We start from the raw sequence: 15,714 nt of genomic DNA on the forward strand, positions 1-15,714 counted from the left end.
CATTTTGAGCTTTGGACATATTTATCTAATTTAAAGTCTTATTAGCTATTGCCTCTAAAACCTATCAAATGATGCCAGAAAAGGAACCTGGATTAAAAAGAACCTTAAGCCCACTCATGTTGTGGGGTCTTGGTGTCGGATATGTCATATCAGGCATGTATTTTGGCTGGAATCTTGGACTAGAAAAAGGAGGAACCCTAGGTCTTGGTTTAGCCACCCTCCTTATTATCCTTCTATATACCACATTTACTTTTTCCTATACCGAATTAGCCTGTGCCATACCCAAGGCAGGAGGTGGTTTTGATTATGCAGGCAGAGCCTTAGGACCTACTTGGGGCTTTATCGCGGGTATGGCCCAAACCATAGAATTCATCTTTGCTCCACCGGCCATTGCCTTTGCGATAGGTGCTTATTTTAATTTGTTTTTCCCTCAAATACCCATTCTAAGTATTGCTATATCCTCCTATTTTCTGTTTACCGCACTCAATGCCTATGGCGTAAAAGCAGCCGCCATCTTCGAATTAACTATCACCATTCTGGCTGTCGGAGAATTATTGCTTTTTGCAGGTATCACCTTACCCGCATTTGAATTAAAACACCTTCAAAGCAATCCGCTACCCCATGGCTGGTCAGGATTTTTTGCTGCCATTCCCTTTGCCATCTGGTTCTTTTTGGGCATTGAGGGGGTCGCCAATGTGGCTGAAGAGGCGATAAATCCTCAAAAAACCATTCTGATAGGATTCGGCTCAGCTATTTTGACCTTAGTGGTCCTGTGCATGCTCACTTTTTTCAGTTCCATTGGAGTTAACGGTTGGGAATCCATTGTCTACCAAGCCGACGGCTCTTTATCGGATTCACCGCTACCATTAGCCTTAAAACAGGTAGTAGGCGATAGCAACCTCTTGTACCATTTATTAATTTCCGTCGGTCTTTTTGGCCTGATTGCCTCTTTTAATGGCATTATTCTAGCTGCGGGTCGATCTACCTATGAATTAGGCAAAGTACATGCGGCACCCCCTTTTTTAGGACGAGTTCATCGAAAATTCCAAACCCCAGCCAATGCTTTATTCATCAATATGACCTTAGGGATTTTAGCTTTATTAACGGGCAAAACGGCTGAAATCATCACCATTTCTGTTTTTGGAGCACTAACACTTTATGCCGTATCCATGGTATCTATTATAGCGCTCAGAAAAAAGGAACCCCATTTAGAAAGACCTTTTAAAACTCCTTTTTTCCCTTATTTCCCTTGGATTGCCTTGATTATCTCAGCCGTATCCATGCTATCCATGATGTATTATAATCCTTATCAGGCGGCCATCTATTTTTTGATTTTACTAAGCAGCAGTATCATATATCGATTTTTTGGACCTAAATTGACCCATAAACCCTAATTTTCAACGTAGAAAATGACCTCTACCGAACTAAAAAACTATTTATCTGCCCACCCGACCTCGAAGGTAAAAATTGCTTTCACGGATATCGATGGGATTTTGCGTGGCAAATACATTTCCACCGAAAAATTCTTGTCTATTTTGGAAAAAGGCACCACCTTTTGTGATGTCGTTTTTGGATGGGATGCCGCCGATGTTTTATACAGTGATGGCAAAAAAACCGGCTGGCATAGCGGTTTTCCTGATACACCGGCCCAACTAGATTTGAGTACCTTTCGACAAATCCCCTGGGAAAATAATCTTCCTTTTGTACTGGGAGATTTCTTAGAGCAAGATGGAAGTCCATCTTCTGTTTGTCCAAGGCAATTACTGAAAAAAATTATATCTGAGGCAAAAGCCTTAGATTTTAATCCCATTTTTGCTCAAGAATTTGAATGGTTCAATTTCGCTGAAACCCCGGATTCGGCCCAGGATAAGCATTATAAAAACCTAAAGCCCCTAAGTCCTGGGATGTTTGGTTACTCTGTACTTAGAACCACCCTAAATAATCCGTTTTTCAACGATTTATTCGAACAACTAAAAGCTTTCAACGTTCCAATTGAAGGATTACATACCGAAACTGGGCCAGGCACCTATGAAGCGGCTATTGCTCATTCAGGTGCTTTGGAGGCAGCGGATAGAGCGGTCCTTTTCAAAACGGCTGTAAAGGAAATTGCCTATAAACATCAAATCATGGCCACTTTCATGGCAAAAATTGATGAAAACCTGCCAGGCTGCGGTGGACACGTACATCAAAGTCTTTGGGATGCCGATGGATCAACCAACTTATTTTACGATGCCCTAGATCCTTACCATTTAAGCCAAACTGCAAAACATTATTTAGCGGGTATTTTACATTGCCTACCACATATATTACCCATGTTTGCCCCAACCATCAACAGTTATAAAAGACTGGTGGAGGGTGCTTGGGCTCCAACCACCTTGACTTGGGGTCTGGATAACCGTACCGTTGCTTTACGAGTATTAAGCGCTGGAGCTAGTTCTGCTCGTATAGAGACTCGTGTTATAGGTGCGGATGTAAATCCATATTTAGCCATTTCTGCCTGTTTGGGAGCTGGTTTATATGGCATAAAACATAAACTTGCGCTTCAAGATCCTACCACGGGAAATGGATATTTAGATTATTCTCATGGTAGTATTCCCCATACCTTGATCGATGCTACCCGAAATATGCAACAATCAAGTATTGCCAAAGAGATTTTTGGCGAAGAATTTGTTTCCCACTTCACCATGACAAGAACTTGGGAATGGCAACAGCACTTAAAATCTGTGACCGACTGGGAATACAAACGTTATTTTGAAATCATTTAATCAAGCCTATATTTTAAACACATGTCTTCATCTATTTTACAGTACAATTTCCCAACCACCATCCGTTTTGGTGCTGGTGCTATCAGCGAAGTAGCGGATTATTTAATCAAAAATAATCTCCAAAAACCTTTGGTAGTGACTGACCCAGTGGTAGCTGGTTTGGATTTTTTTAAATCCTTCATTCAATCGCTTGAAAAGAAAAATATCTCGGTGGAGGTCTTTTCTCAAATTCATAAAAATCCTGTAAAATCAGACGTTTATTTGGGTGTTGATGCCTATGACGCTAGCCAAAGGGATTCCATTGTTGGAATCGGTGGAGGTGCCGCAATGGACGTAGCAAGAGCCATGGTTTTGCGCGTAAACCATCGAGAAGATTTATTTAAATACGATGATTTAATTGGTGGAGACATCTATGTTACCAACAATGTCCCTCACTTTATCACCATCCCTACTACGGCAGGTACAGGTTCAGAAGTAGGTCGTAGTGCCATCATTGCTGATGATATTACTCATCAAAAAAAGATTCTTTTTTCTCCGAAATTATTGGCTAAAACCATCTTTGCTGACCCTATGCTTACCATGGATTTACCTCCTGCCGTAACTGCAGCTACGGGTATGGATGCATTGACGCATAATTTGGAAGCCTACATAGCCAAAATGTCCCATCCTTTGTGTGAAGGCATTGCTTTGGAAGGTATTTCCTTGATTGCGAAATCCATGGAAAAAGCGGTCAAAAATCCAGACCTTGAATCCAAAAGCAATATGTTGATTGCCTCATTAATGGGCGCGGTTGCCTTCCAAAAAGGTTTAGGCGTTGTTCATTCTTTGGCTCACCCTATGTCCTCTTTATTGGATACGCACCACGGATTAGCCAATGCCGTCAATTTGCCTTATGGCATGAAATTCAATATAGCAGGTTTTGAAGAAAAATTCAGTCGCATTGCACGAACCTTAGAAATTAAGGATGAAAGTGGACAAGGAGTGGTGAATTTTCTGTTTGAATTAAATAGTAAAATTGGTATTCCGCATCAATTACGTGAAGTAGGGGTCAAAGATGAACATATTGAAACCTTAGCTGATTTGGCTATTGCTGACTTTGCTCACCCTAACAACCCAAAACCTGTTAGTCGAGAAGATTTTAAAAACCTGTATTTAGAAGCTCTTTAGGTAATGAAAATTCGTTTGGGCATAAGTTATAGTAGTACCAATTTCCAGAATTACCTCCGCTGGTTTGACCCGGAGGTAGATGCAGGGAAAGTGGAACTAATTGAACTGAAAGCTGGAAAAAGTACTGATTCCGATTTCGCTTTATGTGATGGATTTGTACTGAGTGGAGGTTGTGATATTGACACCTCCCTCTACCAAGGGGCAATCGATTACCCGCACAAACCCGAAGAATTTGAAACCGAACGAGATTATTTTGAAGCATCCATCTACAGGTATGCCAAAGCACATCACAAAGCATTGTTGGGGATTTGTCGGGGCATGCAACTTGTCCAAGTTATCGAAGGAGGAAAGCTCATTCAAGACTTGGGAGAAGAGGCCAATGGAGTACATAAAAAGGCAGGAAATACAGATAGAAAACATTCCATCCAGATTAATGGAGATAGCCTGTTAGCGAACATTAGTCGACTTAGCCAAGGAGAAGTCAATTCGGCCCATCATCAAGCTATTGACCCAGCACAATTAGGTAATAATCTTATGATTTCCGCTTGTGCACCTGAAACGAATAGCCCAGAGGCATTGGAATACCTTCATAAACAAGATCATGCTTTTATGCTTTGTGTACAATGGCATCCAGAACGCATGGAAGAAAAGGAGAAAAGTCCTTTATCTGAAAACATTAAACAATCATTTTTATCCGCGATCATTCATTCATTATAAGCTATGCAAGTTATTAATCCCGCCACGGAACAAGTTATTCAAGAATTAAGTGAAGATACCTCAACTTCTTTGGCACAAAAATTTGGTTTATTACAAGCAGGTCAACAGGCTTGGGCTGCCCAACCATTGTCCGAACGCATCAAAATTGTGCTCAAATTTTCAGCACTTTTAGAAGAAAACAGGGAAGAGCTGGCCGCTATTTTAAGTTCTGAAGTGGGTAAACCGCTACAACAGTCACGCAATGAAATCAATGGGGCAAGAGCCCGAATCCAATGGCTTTGTGAGCATGTCACAGCTTATTTGAAGGAAGAAATCATGTCAGATGGTTCAGGGATGCTAGAGAAAATTGTCTATGAACCATTGGGGGTCATTTGCAACATATCAGCTTGGAATTATCCCTATTTAGTAGGGACTAATGTATTTGTTCCGGCACTTTTAGCCGGAAATGCAGTAATGTATAAACCTTCTGAATTTGCTAGCTTAACCGGAATTGAAATTGCCAAATATTTCCATGCAGCTGGTGTACCTGAAGAGGTATTCCAATTAGCCATCGGAGCAGGTGCGGTAGGTGCAAGCCTTTTAGAAATACCTTTTAATGGTTATTGTTTTACTGGGTCTTACCAAACTGGACAAAAAATATACACACAAGTAGCCCATAAGATGGTCCCTGTTCAATGTGAATTAGGGGGTAAAGATCCATTATATGTTACCGATGAAGTGACAGACTTAGCAGGCATAGCGGCAGGAACAGCGGATGGCGCTTTTTATAATAATGGACAAAGTTGCTGTTCGGTAGAACGTATTTATGTGCATGAAAAAGTATATGATGCCTATGTTTCTGAATTTGTGAAAGAAGTAAAATCCTGGAAAATAGGCACCCCTACGGAAGAAGGAGTTTATTTAGGCCCCCTTTCTAGAAAAGCACAAATTGCCCTTTTGGAAAATCAAGTAAAGCAAGCCGTGGATTTAGGAGCTAAAATACTAACAGGAGGCAAAGCCATCCCTGGTAAGGGTTACTATTTCGAACCAACCGTTTTAGTGGATGTAAATCACCAAATGGACGTCATGAAAGAAGAATCCTTCGGCCCTATTATTGGTATACAAAAAGTCAAAGATGATGAAGAAGCCATTGCCTTAATGAAAGACACGGCCTATGGACTAACCTCTTCGGTGTATAGTGTTAATGAAAGTAGAGCCCAGCACATTTTAGCACAAATGGATTCAGGTACTGCCTATTGGAATTGCTGTGACCGCGTAAGTGCTGCATTGCCTTGGAGTGGTCGCAAGCATTCTGGTTTCGGTGCTACGCTTTCCCATCAAGGTATTCGCGCCTTTACCAAGACTAAGAGTTATCATTTACGACAGCCTTAACAGGGCTAAATAAACACAAAACCTCGAACCTATGAAAACGTCCATTTCCCTTGCCTGTTTGCTTTTGTTAGTTGGCATACATGGAACTTTGACAGCTCAAAAATCTGCGCTTAATCCATTAGCTTATGAAGAAATTCCATTGGGAAGCATACGACCAACAGGATGGCTGAAGCAACAAGTGGATTTGATGGTTAAAAATTCCACTGGGCATTTGGATGAAAATCATAAAAAAATTAAAACAGATAATGGCTGGCTAGGAGGAAAAGGAGATGATTGGGAGGAAACTCCCTATTGGTTAGATGGCGCCCTACCTGCTGCCTACTTAAGTGGTGACTCTGTACTCATCAAAAAAGTGCTAAATTATGTCCATTGGACCCTGACCCACCAAAGGCCTTCTGGTTTCTTTGGGCCCTACAGCAAATACGAAAAGGAAACGGGCAAAATGGCTGAGACAGGTGACCAAGCTGCCGATTGGTGGCCAAGAATGGTCATGTTAAAAATTTTACAACAATATTATCAAGTTAGTGGAGATCCAAGGGTGATTCCATTCATGACCAAATATTTCCAATTTCAACTAAAGAATTTGAAAAATACGCCTTTGGTAAAATATACCGAATGGGCACAATCCAGAGGCGGAGATAATTTGATGGTAGTCTATTGGTTGTACCGACAAACCAAAGCTCCTTTTCTCTTGGAATTAGGTGATTTGATTTATTCTCAAACGACGAATTGGACAGATTTATTAGGAAAAAGAGATTGGGCCATTCAGGCGGCCTATCAGCAAAACGACCAGCGATGGATGGACCGTCATGCCGTTAATGTGGGTATGGGAATCAAATTACCGGCAATTTATTCTCAAGCCAAAAAAGACCCCTATTATTTACAAGCACTTAAAACAGGTTTTCGGGATTTAATGACCTTGCATGGACTTCCTCATGGTATGTTTTCAGGAGATGAAGATTTACATGGCAACGATCCCATTCAAGGCACAGAATTATGCGCTACTACCGAAACCATGTTTTCTTTGGAACAAATCATCTCGATTACTGGGGATACCGAATACATGGATGCCTTAGAACGCATGACATTCAATGCCCTTCCTGCCCAAATAACGGATGATTTTAATGGGAAACAGTACTTTGGAATGGCTAATCAAGTGGAAGTTAAAAGAGGGGTTTACAGCTTTTCTTTGCCCTTTTGGAGAGGTATGAATAATGTGTACGGACCCTATAGTGGCTATACTTGCTGCACGGCCAACATGCACCAAGCTTGGCCTAAATACATGTCGCACCTTTGGTATAGAACTAAGGAAGGAGGCTTTGCCGCTCTGATTTACGGCCCCAATAAGCTAAGCACTACCGTGAACAAAGGTATCAAAGTTCAGATAGAGGAACGTACCAATTATCCTTTTGAGGACCAAATTCAATTTTTGATTCAACCAGAAAAGAAAGTTACATTCCCTATGGAATTCCGAATTCCATCTTGGTGTGAAGAAGCCATTTTACTGGTAAATGGAAAAGAAGTTTTGCGAGAAAAAGGTGGTAAAATAGCCAAAATAGCTAGAGAATGGACCCCTGGTGACCAAGTTACCTTACAATTTCCCATGAAAATCAGAACACAAAATTGGGGTAAAAATTCCCGTTCTGTGGAGTATGGTCCACTCATCTTTGCGCTTAAAATTCAAGAAGAATTTCAGAAGCAGGTTCATCCACAAGAAGGTGAGTATTATGAGATACTACCTAAAAGTGACTGGAACTTTGCCCTCTTGAAGAAATTTGTGGAAAAACCAGTAGAACATGCCACATTAATTAAAAAGCCCTTCCCGAAGGATTTTCTCTGGAATCAAGCCAGCGCACCCATGGAAATCACCTTAGAAGGCAAAAAACTTCCGGATTGGAAAACAAATGCTGGAGTAGCCTATCAACCTGTAACTACCCGAAATGGGGATTACTTGGGACCAAGTGAAGAAAAATCAGAAAAAATCACCTTGATCCCCTTTGGATTTACGCGTTTGCGCATAGTCGCATTTCCAGTAGTGAAATAAAATAATCAGGTTGATGATAATATTTAAAAACAGGTTAAGGCATTGAGAATTTCAACCTAGATTTGTAATAAAATCAGTTTTTATTCAAGTATCATAACAGTTTAGGTGATTATCAGTTTAAAAGCTTAATAGCTTTGACAGTTTAACAGCTTTGACAACAGCTTTGTCAAATTTTTAAAATTTGACAAAGCTACTACAAGCTACTACAAGCTACAGCAAGCTACAACAAACTACAGCAAGCTAAAGCAAGCTTAAGGAAGCACAAGGAAGAAAACTAAACCAAACTAAAGCCATCATTAAATTTAAATACCCCTTTAAAACAATATTCCCATGAACCCAGTAAAAAGTTACGGCGCAGTTAATAAAGATTCAGCCATTGCTCCCATGCAAATTGAACGTAGAGAAATAGGCGCTCATGATGTTTCCATTGATATTTTATATTGCGGTGTTTGTCATTCAGATATTCACATGGCTCGCTCCGAATGGGGTCCATCGGTATACCCGATTGTTCCTGGCCATGAAATTGTAGGCATAGTCAAGGCTGTAGGAGCTGAGGTTACTCAATTTAAAGTAGGTCAAACGGCTGGAGTGGGTGTATTCGTAGACTCCTGTAGAACCTGTCCTTCTTGCCAAGGCGGTCAAGAACAATATTGTGACAACAACTTTACTCCTACCTACAATGGGTTTGAAAGAGATGGTAAAACGCCCACCTTTGGTGGCTATTCATCCAACATCGTGGTCGATGAAAAATACACCTTGCACATCCCATTTACGGATCATTTAGCTCAAGTGGCCCCATTATTATGTGCCGGCATCACGACCTATTCTCCACTTAAATTTGCGGGGGTAGGAAAAGGACATAAAATAGCCGTTTTAGGTTTAGGGGGCCTTGGACACATGGGCGTAAAATTTGCCGTAGCCATGGGTGCAGAAGTGACCATGTTAAGTACTTCCCCTTCCAAAGAAGCAGATGCCAAAAGATTAGGAGCTCATCATTTTGTTTTGTCAACCGACAAAGAAGAAATGAAAAAGCTTAACAATTCTTTTGATTTTATATTGAATACCGTGGCAGCGCACCACAACATGAATGCCTTCCTAAACTTATTGAAATTAGAAGGTAAAATGCTGATAGTAGGCATTCCTCCAGAAGATCATCGAATTGCGGCTGCCAGTTTGATTTCCAAAAGAAGAAGCATCATAGGCTCCAACATTGGTGGCATTGCTGAGACTCAAGAAATGTTGAATTACTGTGCAGAACATAACATCTTGTCTGACATCGAATTGATACCGATGAATCAAATCAACGAAGCTTATGAGCGAATCATTAAGTCAGATGTCAAGTATCGATTTGTTATCGATATGAAGACCATTTAATACCCCGCATTGAAAAGAGCTTAGCCAACACTAAGCTCTTTTTTTATGATGATTCTCATAAATTAGCCCGTAACTATTTAGTAAATTGTGGAATGAAATGGATTTATCTATCGCTATTCCTTCTTACAATAAGTGCTTGTAAGAAAAATGAAGAAACTACTTTTCCCAGTGAAGGACCGATTTCCGAGTCTGTTTACGCTTCGGGAACATTAAAAAGTCAGGACCAATACCAGGCCTTTGCCCCAGTCAATGGAATTATTGAACAAGTATTTGTACAAGAAGGCGATAGCGTCAAGATAGGAGATCCCATCCTTGCAATTTCTCACGTAACTCAGCAATTGAACCAAGAAAATGCTGCCTTAGCAGCCAATTTTGCTGATTCCAAGAATAATCAAAGCAAGATATATGATGCTGAATTATTTATAGATTTAGCCAAAAATAAATGGAGAACAGACTCTACTCTTTTGGTGCGTCAAAGGAATTTGTGGAAACAACAAATAGGCACTCAAGTAGAATTAGAACAAAGGGAATTAGCGTATGAAAACTCCAAAGCAGCTTATTTGTCCTCGATTTTAAAATTGAAAGAATTAAAGCGTCAAATTCAGTTTACTGCCAATCAATCCAAAAAGAATTTATCCATTTCTAAACAACAGAGTGAGGATTTTACCGTCAAAAGTAAAGTTAATGGTATCGTATATGATGTTTTAAAATCCAAAGGAGAAATCGTTAGTCCTCAAACTCCATTGGCCATAGTAGGAAATCCTGCTCAATTTGTTTTGCAGATGCAAGTGGATGAGGAAGATATATTCAAAGTCAAATTGGGATTACCAGTCCTATTAACATTAGATGCCTACAAGGGACAGGTATTTGAGGCGAAGGTCAGTAAAATTTATCCCATCATGAATGAAAGGAGCAAGACTTTTTTAGTGGAAGCTCAATTCACTCAAAAACCAGCGAATTTATTTCCGAATGTCACCTTTGAAGCCAATATCATACTTTTCAAAAAAGAAAAATCGCTTTTAATTCCAAGAAATTACCTCATCAAAGACAGCTTAGTGATCAAAGCCTCAGGAGATACCATTTTAGTAAAAACGGGATTAAAAGATTTTAAAAAGGTGGAAATATTGGGTGGCCTTAGCGCACAGGATGAAATCAAAAAGCCTGGCAAATGAACATTAAATTAATTCAAAATATTGCCATTTCTTTACTTTTAGCACGATGGAGGCAAACTTTAGTTGCGGCTATTGGGGTTACTTTTAGTATCACCATGTTTATTACACTCCTAAGTTTCATGTCGGGTCTAAATGATTTATTGGATGGCCTAATTTTGAACCGTACTCCGCATGTGAGATTATACAAAGAAATCAAAGCTTCTGATCAACAACCCATTGATGTACATTCAAAAAACACCAATCAATACAATTTCATTCGTTCCATCAAGCCTAAATCCGAAAGGCTAGAAATACAAAATAGTGCCGCCATCATAAAAAACTTAAAGACGGATCCACGGGTACTAGGTATAGCTCCTAAAGTAACTGCTCAGGTATTTTATAATGTGGGGGTCATTGAGATTACTGGAGTTATTAATGGAATAGATCCAGAGGCTGAAAACAAACTTTTTTTCTTCAATGATTATGTCACAGAAGGCAATTTCATGGACCTCAAAAACATACCCAACAGCATCATTTTAGGCAAAGGCGCTGCAGAAAAAATGTTGGCTCAAATAGGGGATGTAGTCCAAATCACCTCCAGCAAAGGAGAAAGAATTTCCCTGAAAGTCGTCGGTTTTTTTCAATCTGGCTTACAGGATTTGGATAATGTTCAAAGCTATGCCTCCATCTCAACCACGCAAAAACTATTGGGAGAATCCAATAATTACATCACCGACTTACAAGTGAAGTTAAATGATATTTTAATGGCGCCGGATGTAGCCAAAGAATACCAGCGCATTTATGAAATTCAGGCCATTGATATTCAAACAGCCAATTCTCAATTTGAAACAGGTAGCTCAGTCAGAAGCCTAATTTCCTACGCGGTTGGGATTACATTATTGATAGTGGCAGGCTTTGGAATATACAACATCCTAAATATGATGATTTACGAAAAAATGGATTCCATCGCCATTTTGAAAGCCATCGGATTTTCAGGAAAAGATGTCAACCGTATTTTCATCTTAATAGCCTTAAGTATTGGCATATTTGGTGGAATACTAGGCCTTTTAGGAGGCTTTGGCCTATCTGCCATCATTGATCAGATTCCATTCAATACTAGTTCATTGCCGACAGTTAAAACCTATCCGATAAACTATAACCCGAGGTATTATTTGATTGGAACTGTTTTTGCTATCATCACAACCTACCTAGCTGGTTATTTTCCATCCAGGAAAGCGAGTAAAATAGACCCTGTCATCATCATAAGAGGAAAGTAGCATGAGCCAAATCATTTTAGAAGCCCAGGGAATAAGCAAAAGCTTTCATGATCCTGTCACCATACCGGTACTAAAGGACATTTCATTTACTTTAATGAAGGGCGAATTTGCCTCGATTATTGGTAAGTCAGGATGTGGAAAATCTACTCTTTTGTACATCCTTTCCACGATGGACACAGATTATGAGGGAAATCTCATCATCGACGAGGTTTCCATGCAAGGAAAAAATGAAGGGGAATTGGCCGTAGTAAGGAATGAAAAAATTGGCTTTGTTTTCCAATTTCATTACCTACTCAATGAGTTCTCCGTATTGGAAAATGTAATGCTACCCGGGCAAAAATTGGGAAAATATTCTCCTAAGGAAATCAAAGAAAGAGCATACCAAAAGTTGAAAATTCTAGGTATCGAAAACGAAGCTTTAAAAAAGCCCAACCAATTATCGGGCGGTCAAAAGCAACGTGTAGCTATTGCTAGAGCATTAATCAATGATCCATTAATCATCATGGGTGATGAGCCAACAGGGAATTTGGACAAAAAAAACAGTGAAATAGTCTTTGATATTTTTAAAGAATTAGCGGATGTCTACGGTCAATCTTTGCTCATAGTAACCCACGACAACGAGTTCGCTTCTAGGACAGAACGCATCATAGAAATGCAAGATGGAGCAATTCTCCGTATGTGATTATCCAGCTAGCCTTGATCCCCCAGGAATCTTTCTAAGTAGCCAAACAATTGTACCCGAAATCAACAAACAACTAAAGGCTGTCAATGGAATTCCTATACTAGGATGTACCAATTTATAATGTATTCCAATTTTAGCGATATAGAATAAGACCAAAATATGGACCAAATATATTCCATAGCTATGCGAACTAATCCATTCTCGCAAAGGAACTAACCTACGAATCTCAAAGGGAAAATACTTACATAACAAGAATAATCCCGCAGTAGACAATACTACGGAAGGTGAAAAATTGGCATAAAGCAATCCGTAAAATTTCCCATCACGCAGCGATAATTGATAAGTGCCCAACAAGGTCCAAGCTGTTCCAAAAACGAATAAGGCAATGGCCCAGAAACGTATTTGAACTAGATGATCAAAGTCTTTATGGCGCAAATAATAACCCAAAACCAAATAACCTAGGTAGCCAGTAAAATAAGGCAAAGGCACAGGAGATTCTAAAATTGGAAAATGAGGGTTATTGAAAACTATGGTCAACAACCATATTCCTAAAAAGTATTGAATTTGACGTTCTGAAGCCTGTCGAATCCAAGTTCCGATAATAGGAATAAATAAATACAAACCTATGACCATGTACACATACCAAAAGTGATATGAACCTCCGGTAAAGTATTGTTGACCTATCCAACGAATTAATTCCTCCAAGGAATGAAAAGCTTTTCCTCTTAACCGAACCGCCCAATTGAAATACACAAAAAAGATATTCCAAAATAAGAAAGGAACAACTATTCTCTGAAAGGACTTAGCGATAAAAGACCCGTAGGGTTCTTCTTTCCCAAGCACCAAAGCACCTGTTAACATAACAAAAATGGGCACAGCAAAACGCATGCAGCCATTGTAGACATTGGCATTCCACCATAAAGCATCAGGAACACGATGAAAACTCAGCAGCAAATTTGCTGCTGAGTGTATCAAAATCACTGCTAGAGTCGCAATGACACGTAAATTTGTTAACCAAATAATGGGGCCACTGGCCTTAGAGATTTGCATTGTCGGGACCTGCAAAAGGTTGACGATACAAGCGTTTCTTGGTAGCTGCAAACAAGGCATTGGCTACCGCTCCACCCGTAGGAGGTAAAGCTGGCTCACCTAATCCAGTAGGTGCAATACCATTATTCACAAAATGAGCCTCCACAGTTGGAATTTCATTTCCACGAATCAATTTATATGTATCAAAGTTCTTTTGCTGAGGAACTCCCTTATCAAAACTCAATTTGCTGTACATAGCATGACCATAACCATCTATGATTCCCCCAATCACTTGGTTTTCAGCACCCGAACGGTTGATCACTTCTCCGCAATCTGTCACGGCAGTAACGTGTGTTACCTTCGCTTCTCCATCCACTATTTTGGCCTCTGCAACTTGTGCCACATAGGAAAGATGTGAGAAATACACACTGAATCCTTGGTGGACATTCGGACCTTTCTTACCCCATTTAGCCTTTTCAGCTACTTGCTTAATCACTTCAATGAAACGATCGGGTTCGTAGGTAATTTTTCCAACTGGATTCGTTTTCACTTTTTGAAGCCACTCTAAACGCATTTGAATTGGATCTTTTCCAGCTGCTAAGGCTACTTCGTCTAAAAATGATTGCTCAGCTGATGCCAAAAAGTTGGTAATGGGTGCACGCCAAGGACCCGTGGTTATGGCAGAATTATAATTGAATGACTCAATTAGAACATTGTCAATGGCCCCCACAGGGAAATTATCTTGTCTAGTACTATTACCCGCATTTAAACCAACTCCACGTAGGTAGAAGGCCGTCATTTCACCTTTCTCATTTAAACCCGCCTTGAAATGATATCTTACTGCCGGACGATAAATACCTCCAGTCATATCATCTTCGCGCGTCCACATGACTTTAACAGGCATTTTAATGATACTTGAGAGCTCGGCAGCTTCTAAGGCATAATCATTATTTAATCGGCGACCGAAACCACCTCCCATTTTAGTCAATTCTACCTGAACAGTATTTTCCGGTACACCCAAAAGTGTTGCTACAGCTTTCTGCGCAGATTGAGGAACTTGAGTGGGTCCAGCCAATAAAACAGAACCCGGGCGAACATCCGCAAAGAAGTTCATAGGCTCCATAGGTGTATGTGACAAGAACGGACATTCATAGGTAGCTTCAATTACTTTAGCTGCTTTAGCTATGGCTGCATGAAAATCACCGTCCTTCCGCTCAACCTTGGCTTTGTCGGTCTTCATACCTTCATCAAACCACTTTTTATGCGTACTGTCACTCTCTAAATTACTCGTATCTGAATAGGTACAGGCCAATTTTTTTCTGGCTTGCATGACCTCCCAAGTAGATTTACCTACTACAGCCACTTTATTTTTGAAAGAAACCACATCAATGATTCCTGGCATTTTTTTAACTTCTGCGGCATCAAAAGAAACCAGCGTAGAACCAAAAGCCGGAGGGCGTACGATTTGCGCGACCACCATCCCCGATTTCTGTGTGTCTAACCCATATTGTGGTTTACCTGTTACGACTTTGTAATTATCGACACCTTTGACAAAGCTTCCAATAATTTGGTAATCCGCACGGCTTTTATAACTAACCTCGGCTGGAACCGCTAATTTAGATGCAGCATCAACCAATGCTCCATAGGCCAATTTTTGACCTTTATTGGGTCCTATTATAAATCCTTTGGAGGTTTTACAAGTACTAGCCTCCACACCCCATTGCTGAGCTGCAGCTTGAATTAACATGTGTCTGGCTGTGGCTCCTGCTTTGCGCAAACGCTCCCAGGAATGCTTCAAAGCCCCACTTCCTCCAGTCAACTGACGCTCAAATAATTGAGTATCTAAATTTGCTTGACGCACTTCCACTTGCTTCCAATCCACATCAAGTTCTTCTGCCACCACGATAGGAAATGCCGTTTTGATTCCTTGTCCAATCTCTGGGTTTGGGGAATACAAAATAATTTTTCCTGTGTTTTCGATGGAAAGAAAAGCATTAAAGCGATTGGCATCTAATACCGGATTCATTTGTTGAATGACCCCTGTATTTGCCTTGGATTCAAACCAGTCAAATCCTAAAGAAAAAACGCCACTTAATAAAGCCGTTTTTTGAATAAATGATCTTCTTGTCGTTTTCAT

At 40.1% G+C, this 15,714-nt stretch carries 12 protein-coding genes; 10 read left to right on the plus strand and 2 right to left on the minus strand.

The genetic code is table 11. From position 1 onward, the window contains the following. Positions 1-68 precede the first annotated feature (68 nt). The 10 genes from eat to SKC36_RS06635 all read left to right on the plus strand — a co-directional run bounded on the left by eat (position 69) and on the right by SKC36_RS06635 (position 12,548). Entirely contained in the window at positions 69-1,394 is a 1,326-nt protein-coding gene (gene eat / locus SKC36_RS06590) for an ethanolamine permease (protein WP_459465285.1), read from the plus strand. A 15-nt stretch (positions 1,395-1,409) separates the two neighbouring features. Then, a complete protein-coding gene (locus SKC36_RS06595; protein WP_459465287.1) occupies positions 1,410-2,765 on the plus strand; it encodes a glutamine synthetase family protein in 1,356 nt (451 codons plus the stop codon). A gap of 21 nt (positions 2,766-2,786) precedes the next feature. Then, positions 2,787-3,932 carry an iron-containing alcohol dehydrogenase gene (locus SKC36_RS06600; protein WP_459465289.1) on the plus strand — a complete coding sequence of 382 codons (1,146 nt, stop codon included), beginning with the start codon at positions 2,787-2,789 and terminating at the stop codon, positions 3,930-3,932. A gap of 3 nt (positions 3,933-3,935) precedes the next feature. Next, a complete protein-coding gene (locus SKC36_RS06605; protein WP_459465291.1) occupies positions 3,936-4,649 on the plus strand; it encodes a gamma-glutamyl-gamma-aminobutyrate hydrolase family protein in 714 nt (237 codons plus the stop codon). Between the two features lie 3 nt (positions 4,650-4,652). Next, a complete protein-coding gene (locus tag SKC36_RS06610) occupies positions 4,653-6,020 on the plus strand; it encodes an aldehyde dehydrogenase family protein (protein ID WP_459465293.1) in 1,368 nt (455 codons plus the stop codon). Positions 6,021-6,051: 31 nt separating this feature from the next. Further along, complete coding sequence (locus SKC36_RS06615) at positions 6,052-8,064, plus strand: beta-L-arabinofuranosidase domain-containing protein (RefSeq protein ID WP_459465295.1); 2,013 nt, start codon at positions 6,052-6,054, stop codon at positions 8,062-8,064. Positions 8,065-8,394: 330 nt separating this feature from the next. Next, a complete protein-coding gene (locus SKC36_RS06620; RefSeq protein WP_459465297.1) occupies positions 8,395-9,438 on the plus strand; it encodes an NAD(P)-dependent alcohol dehydrogenase in 1,044 nt (347 codons plus the stop codon). Between the two features lie 92 nt (positions 9,439-9,530). Next, complete coding sequence (locus SKC36_RS06625) at positions 9,531-10,610, plus strand: efflux RND transporter periplasmic adaptor subunit (protein ID WP_459465299.1); 1,080 nt, start codon at positions 9,531-9,533, stop codon at positions 10,608-10,610. Beyond that, positions 10,607-11,866: an ABC transporter permease gene (locus SKC36_RS06630; protein ID WP_459453631.1), complete on the plus strand. Its 1,260-nt coding sequence runs from the start codon at positions 10,607-10,609 to the stop codon at positions 11,864-11,866. The genes SKC36_RS06625 and SKC36_RS06630 overlap by 4 nt, the downstream gene beginning before the upstream one ends. A gap of 1 nt (position 11,867) precedes the next feature. After that, positions 11,868-12,548, plus strand: coding sequence for an ABC transporter ATP-binding protein (locus SKC36_RS06635; RefSeq protein ID WP_459465301.1), 681 nt, complete (start codon positions 11,868-11,870; stop codon positions 12,546-12,548). Here SKC36_RS06635 and SKC36_RS06640 read toward each other — a convergent pair whose 3' ends face one another. Then, positions 12,549-13,598 (minus strand): acyltransferase, encoded by a 1,050-nt coding sequence (locus SKC36_RS06640; protein ID WP_459465303.1) that lies wholly within the window; start codon positions 13,596-13,598, stop codon positions 12,549-12,551. It lies immediately after the preceding gene. Beyond that, a complete protein-coding gene (locus tag SKC36_RS06645) occupies positions 13,585-15,714 on the minus strand; it encodes a xanthine dehydrogenase family protein molybdopterin-binding subunit (RefSeq protein ID WP_459465305.1) in 2,130 nt (709 codons plus the stop codon). Before SKC36_RS06645 ends, SKC36_RS06640 begins: the two co-directional genes overlap by 14 nt.

This window comes from Aquirufa sp. OSTEICH-129A, assembly GCF_054558355.1.

Bases quoted from the DNA above. Each gene is read 5' to 3' on its own strand.
- eat (WP_459465285.1), top strand. From the start codon at position 69: ATGATGCCAGAAAAGGAACCTGGATTAAAAAGAACCTTAAGCCCACTC.
- SKC36_RS06595 (WP_459465287.1), top strand. From the start codon at position 1,410: ATGACCTCTACCGAACTAAAAAACTATTTATCTGCCCACCCGACCTCG.
- SKC36_RS06600 (WP_459465289.1), top strand. From the start codon at position 2,787: ATGTCTTCATCTATTTTACAGTACAATTTCCCAACCACCATCCGTTTT.
- SKC36_RS06605 (WP_459465291.1), top strand. From the start codon at position 3,936: ATGAAAATTCGTTTGGGCATAAGTTATAGTAGTACCAATTTCCAGAAT.
- SKC36_RS06610 (WP_459465293.1), top strand. From the start codon at position 4,653: ATGCAAGTTATTAATCCCGCCACGGAACAAGTTATTCAAGAATTAAGT.
- SKC36_RS06615 (WP_459465295.1), top strand. From the start codon at position 6,052: ATGAAAACGTCCATTTCCCTTGCCTGTTTGCTTTTGTTAGTTGGCATA.
- SKC36_RS06620 (WP_459465297.1), top strand. From the start codon at position 8,395: ATGAACCCAGTAAAAAGTTACGGCGCAGTTAATAAAGATTCAGCCATT.
- SKC36_RS06625 (WP_459465299.1), top strand. From the start codon at position 9,531: ATGAAATGGATTTATCTATCGCTATTCCTTCTTACAATAAGTGCTTGT.
- SKC36_RS06630 (WP_459453631.1), top strand. From the start codon at position 10,607: ATGAACATTAAATTAATTCAAAATATTGCCATTTCTTTACTTTTAGCA.
- SKC36_RS06635 (WP_459465301.1), top strand. From the start codon at position 11,868: ATGAGCCAAATCATTTTAGAAGCCCAGGGAATAAGCAAAAGCTTTCAT.
- SKC36_RS06640 (WP_459465303.1), bottom strand. From the start codon at position 13,598: ATGCAAATCTCTAAGGCCAGTGGCCCCATTATTTGGTTAACAAATTTA.
- SKC36_RS06645 (WP_459465305.1), bottom strand. From the start codon at position 15,714: ATGAAAACGACAAGAAGATCATTTATTCAAAAAACGGCTTTATTAAGT.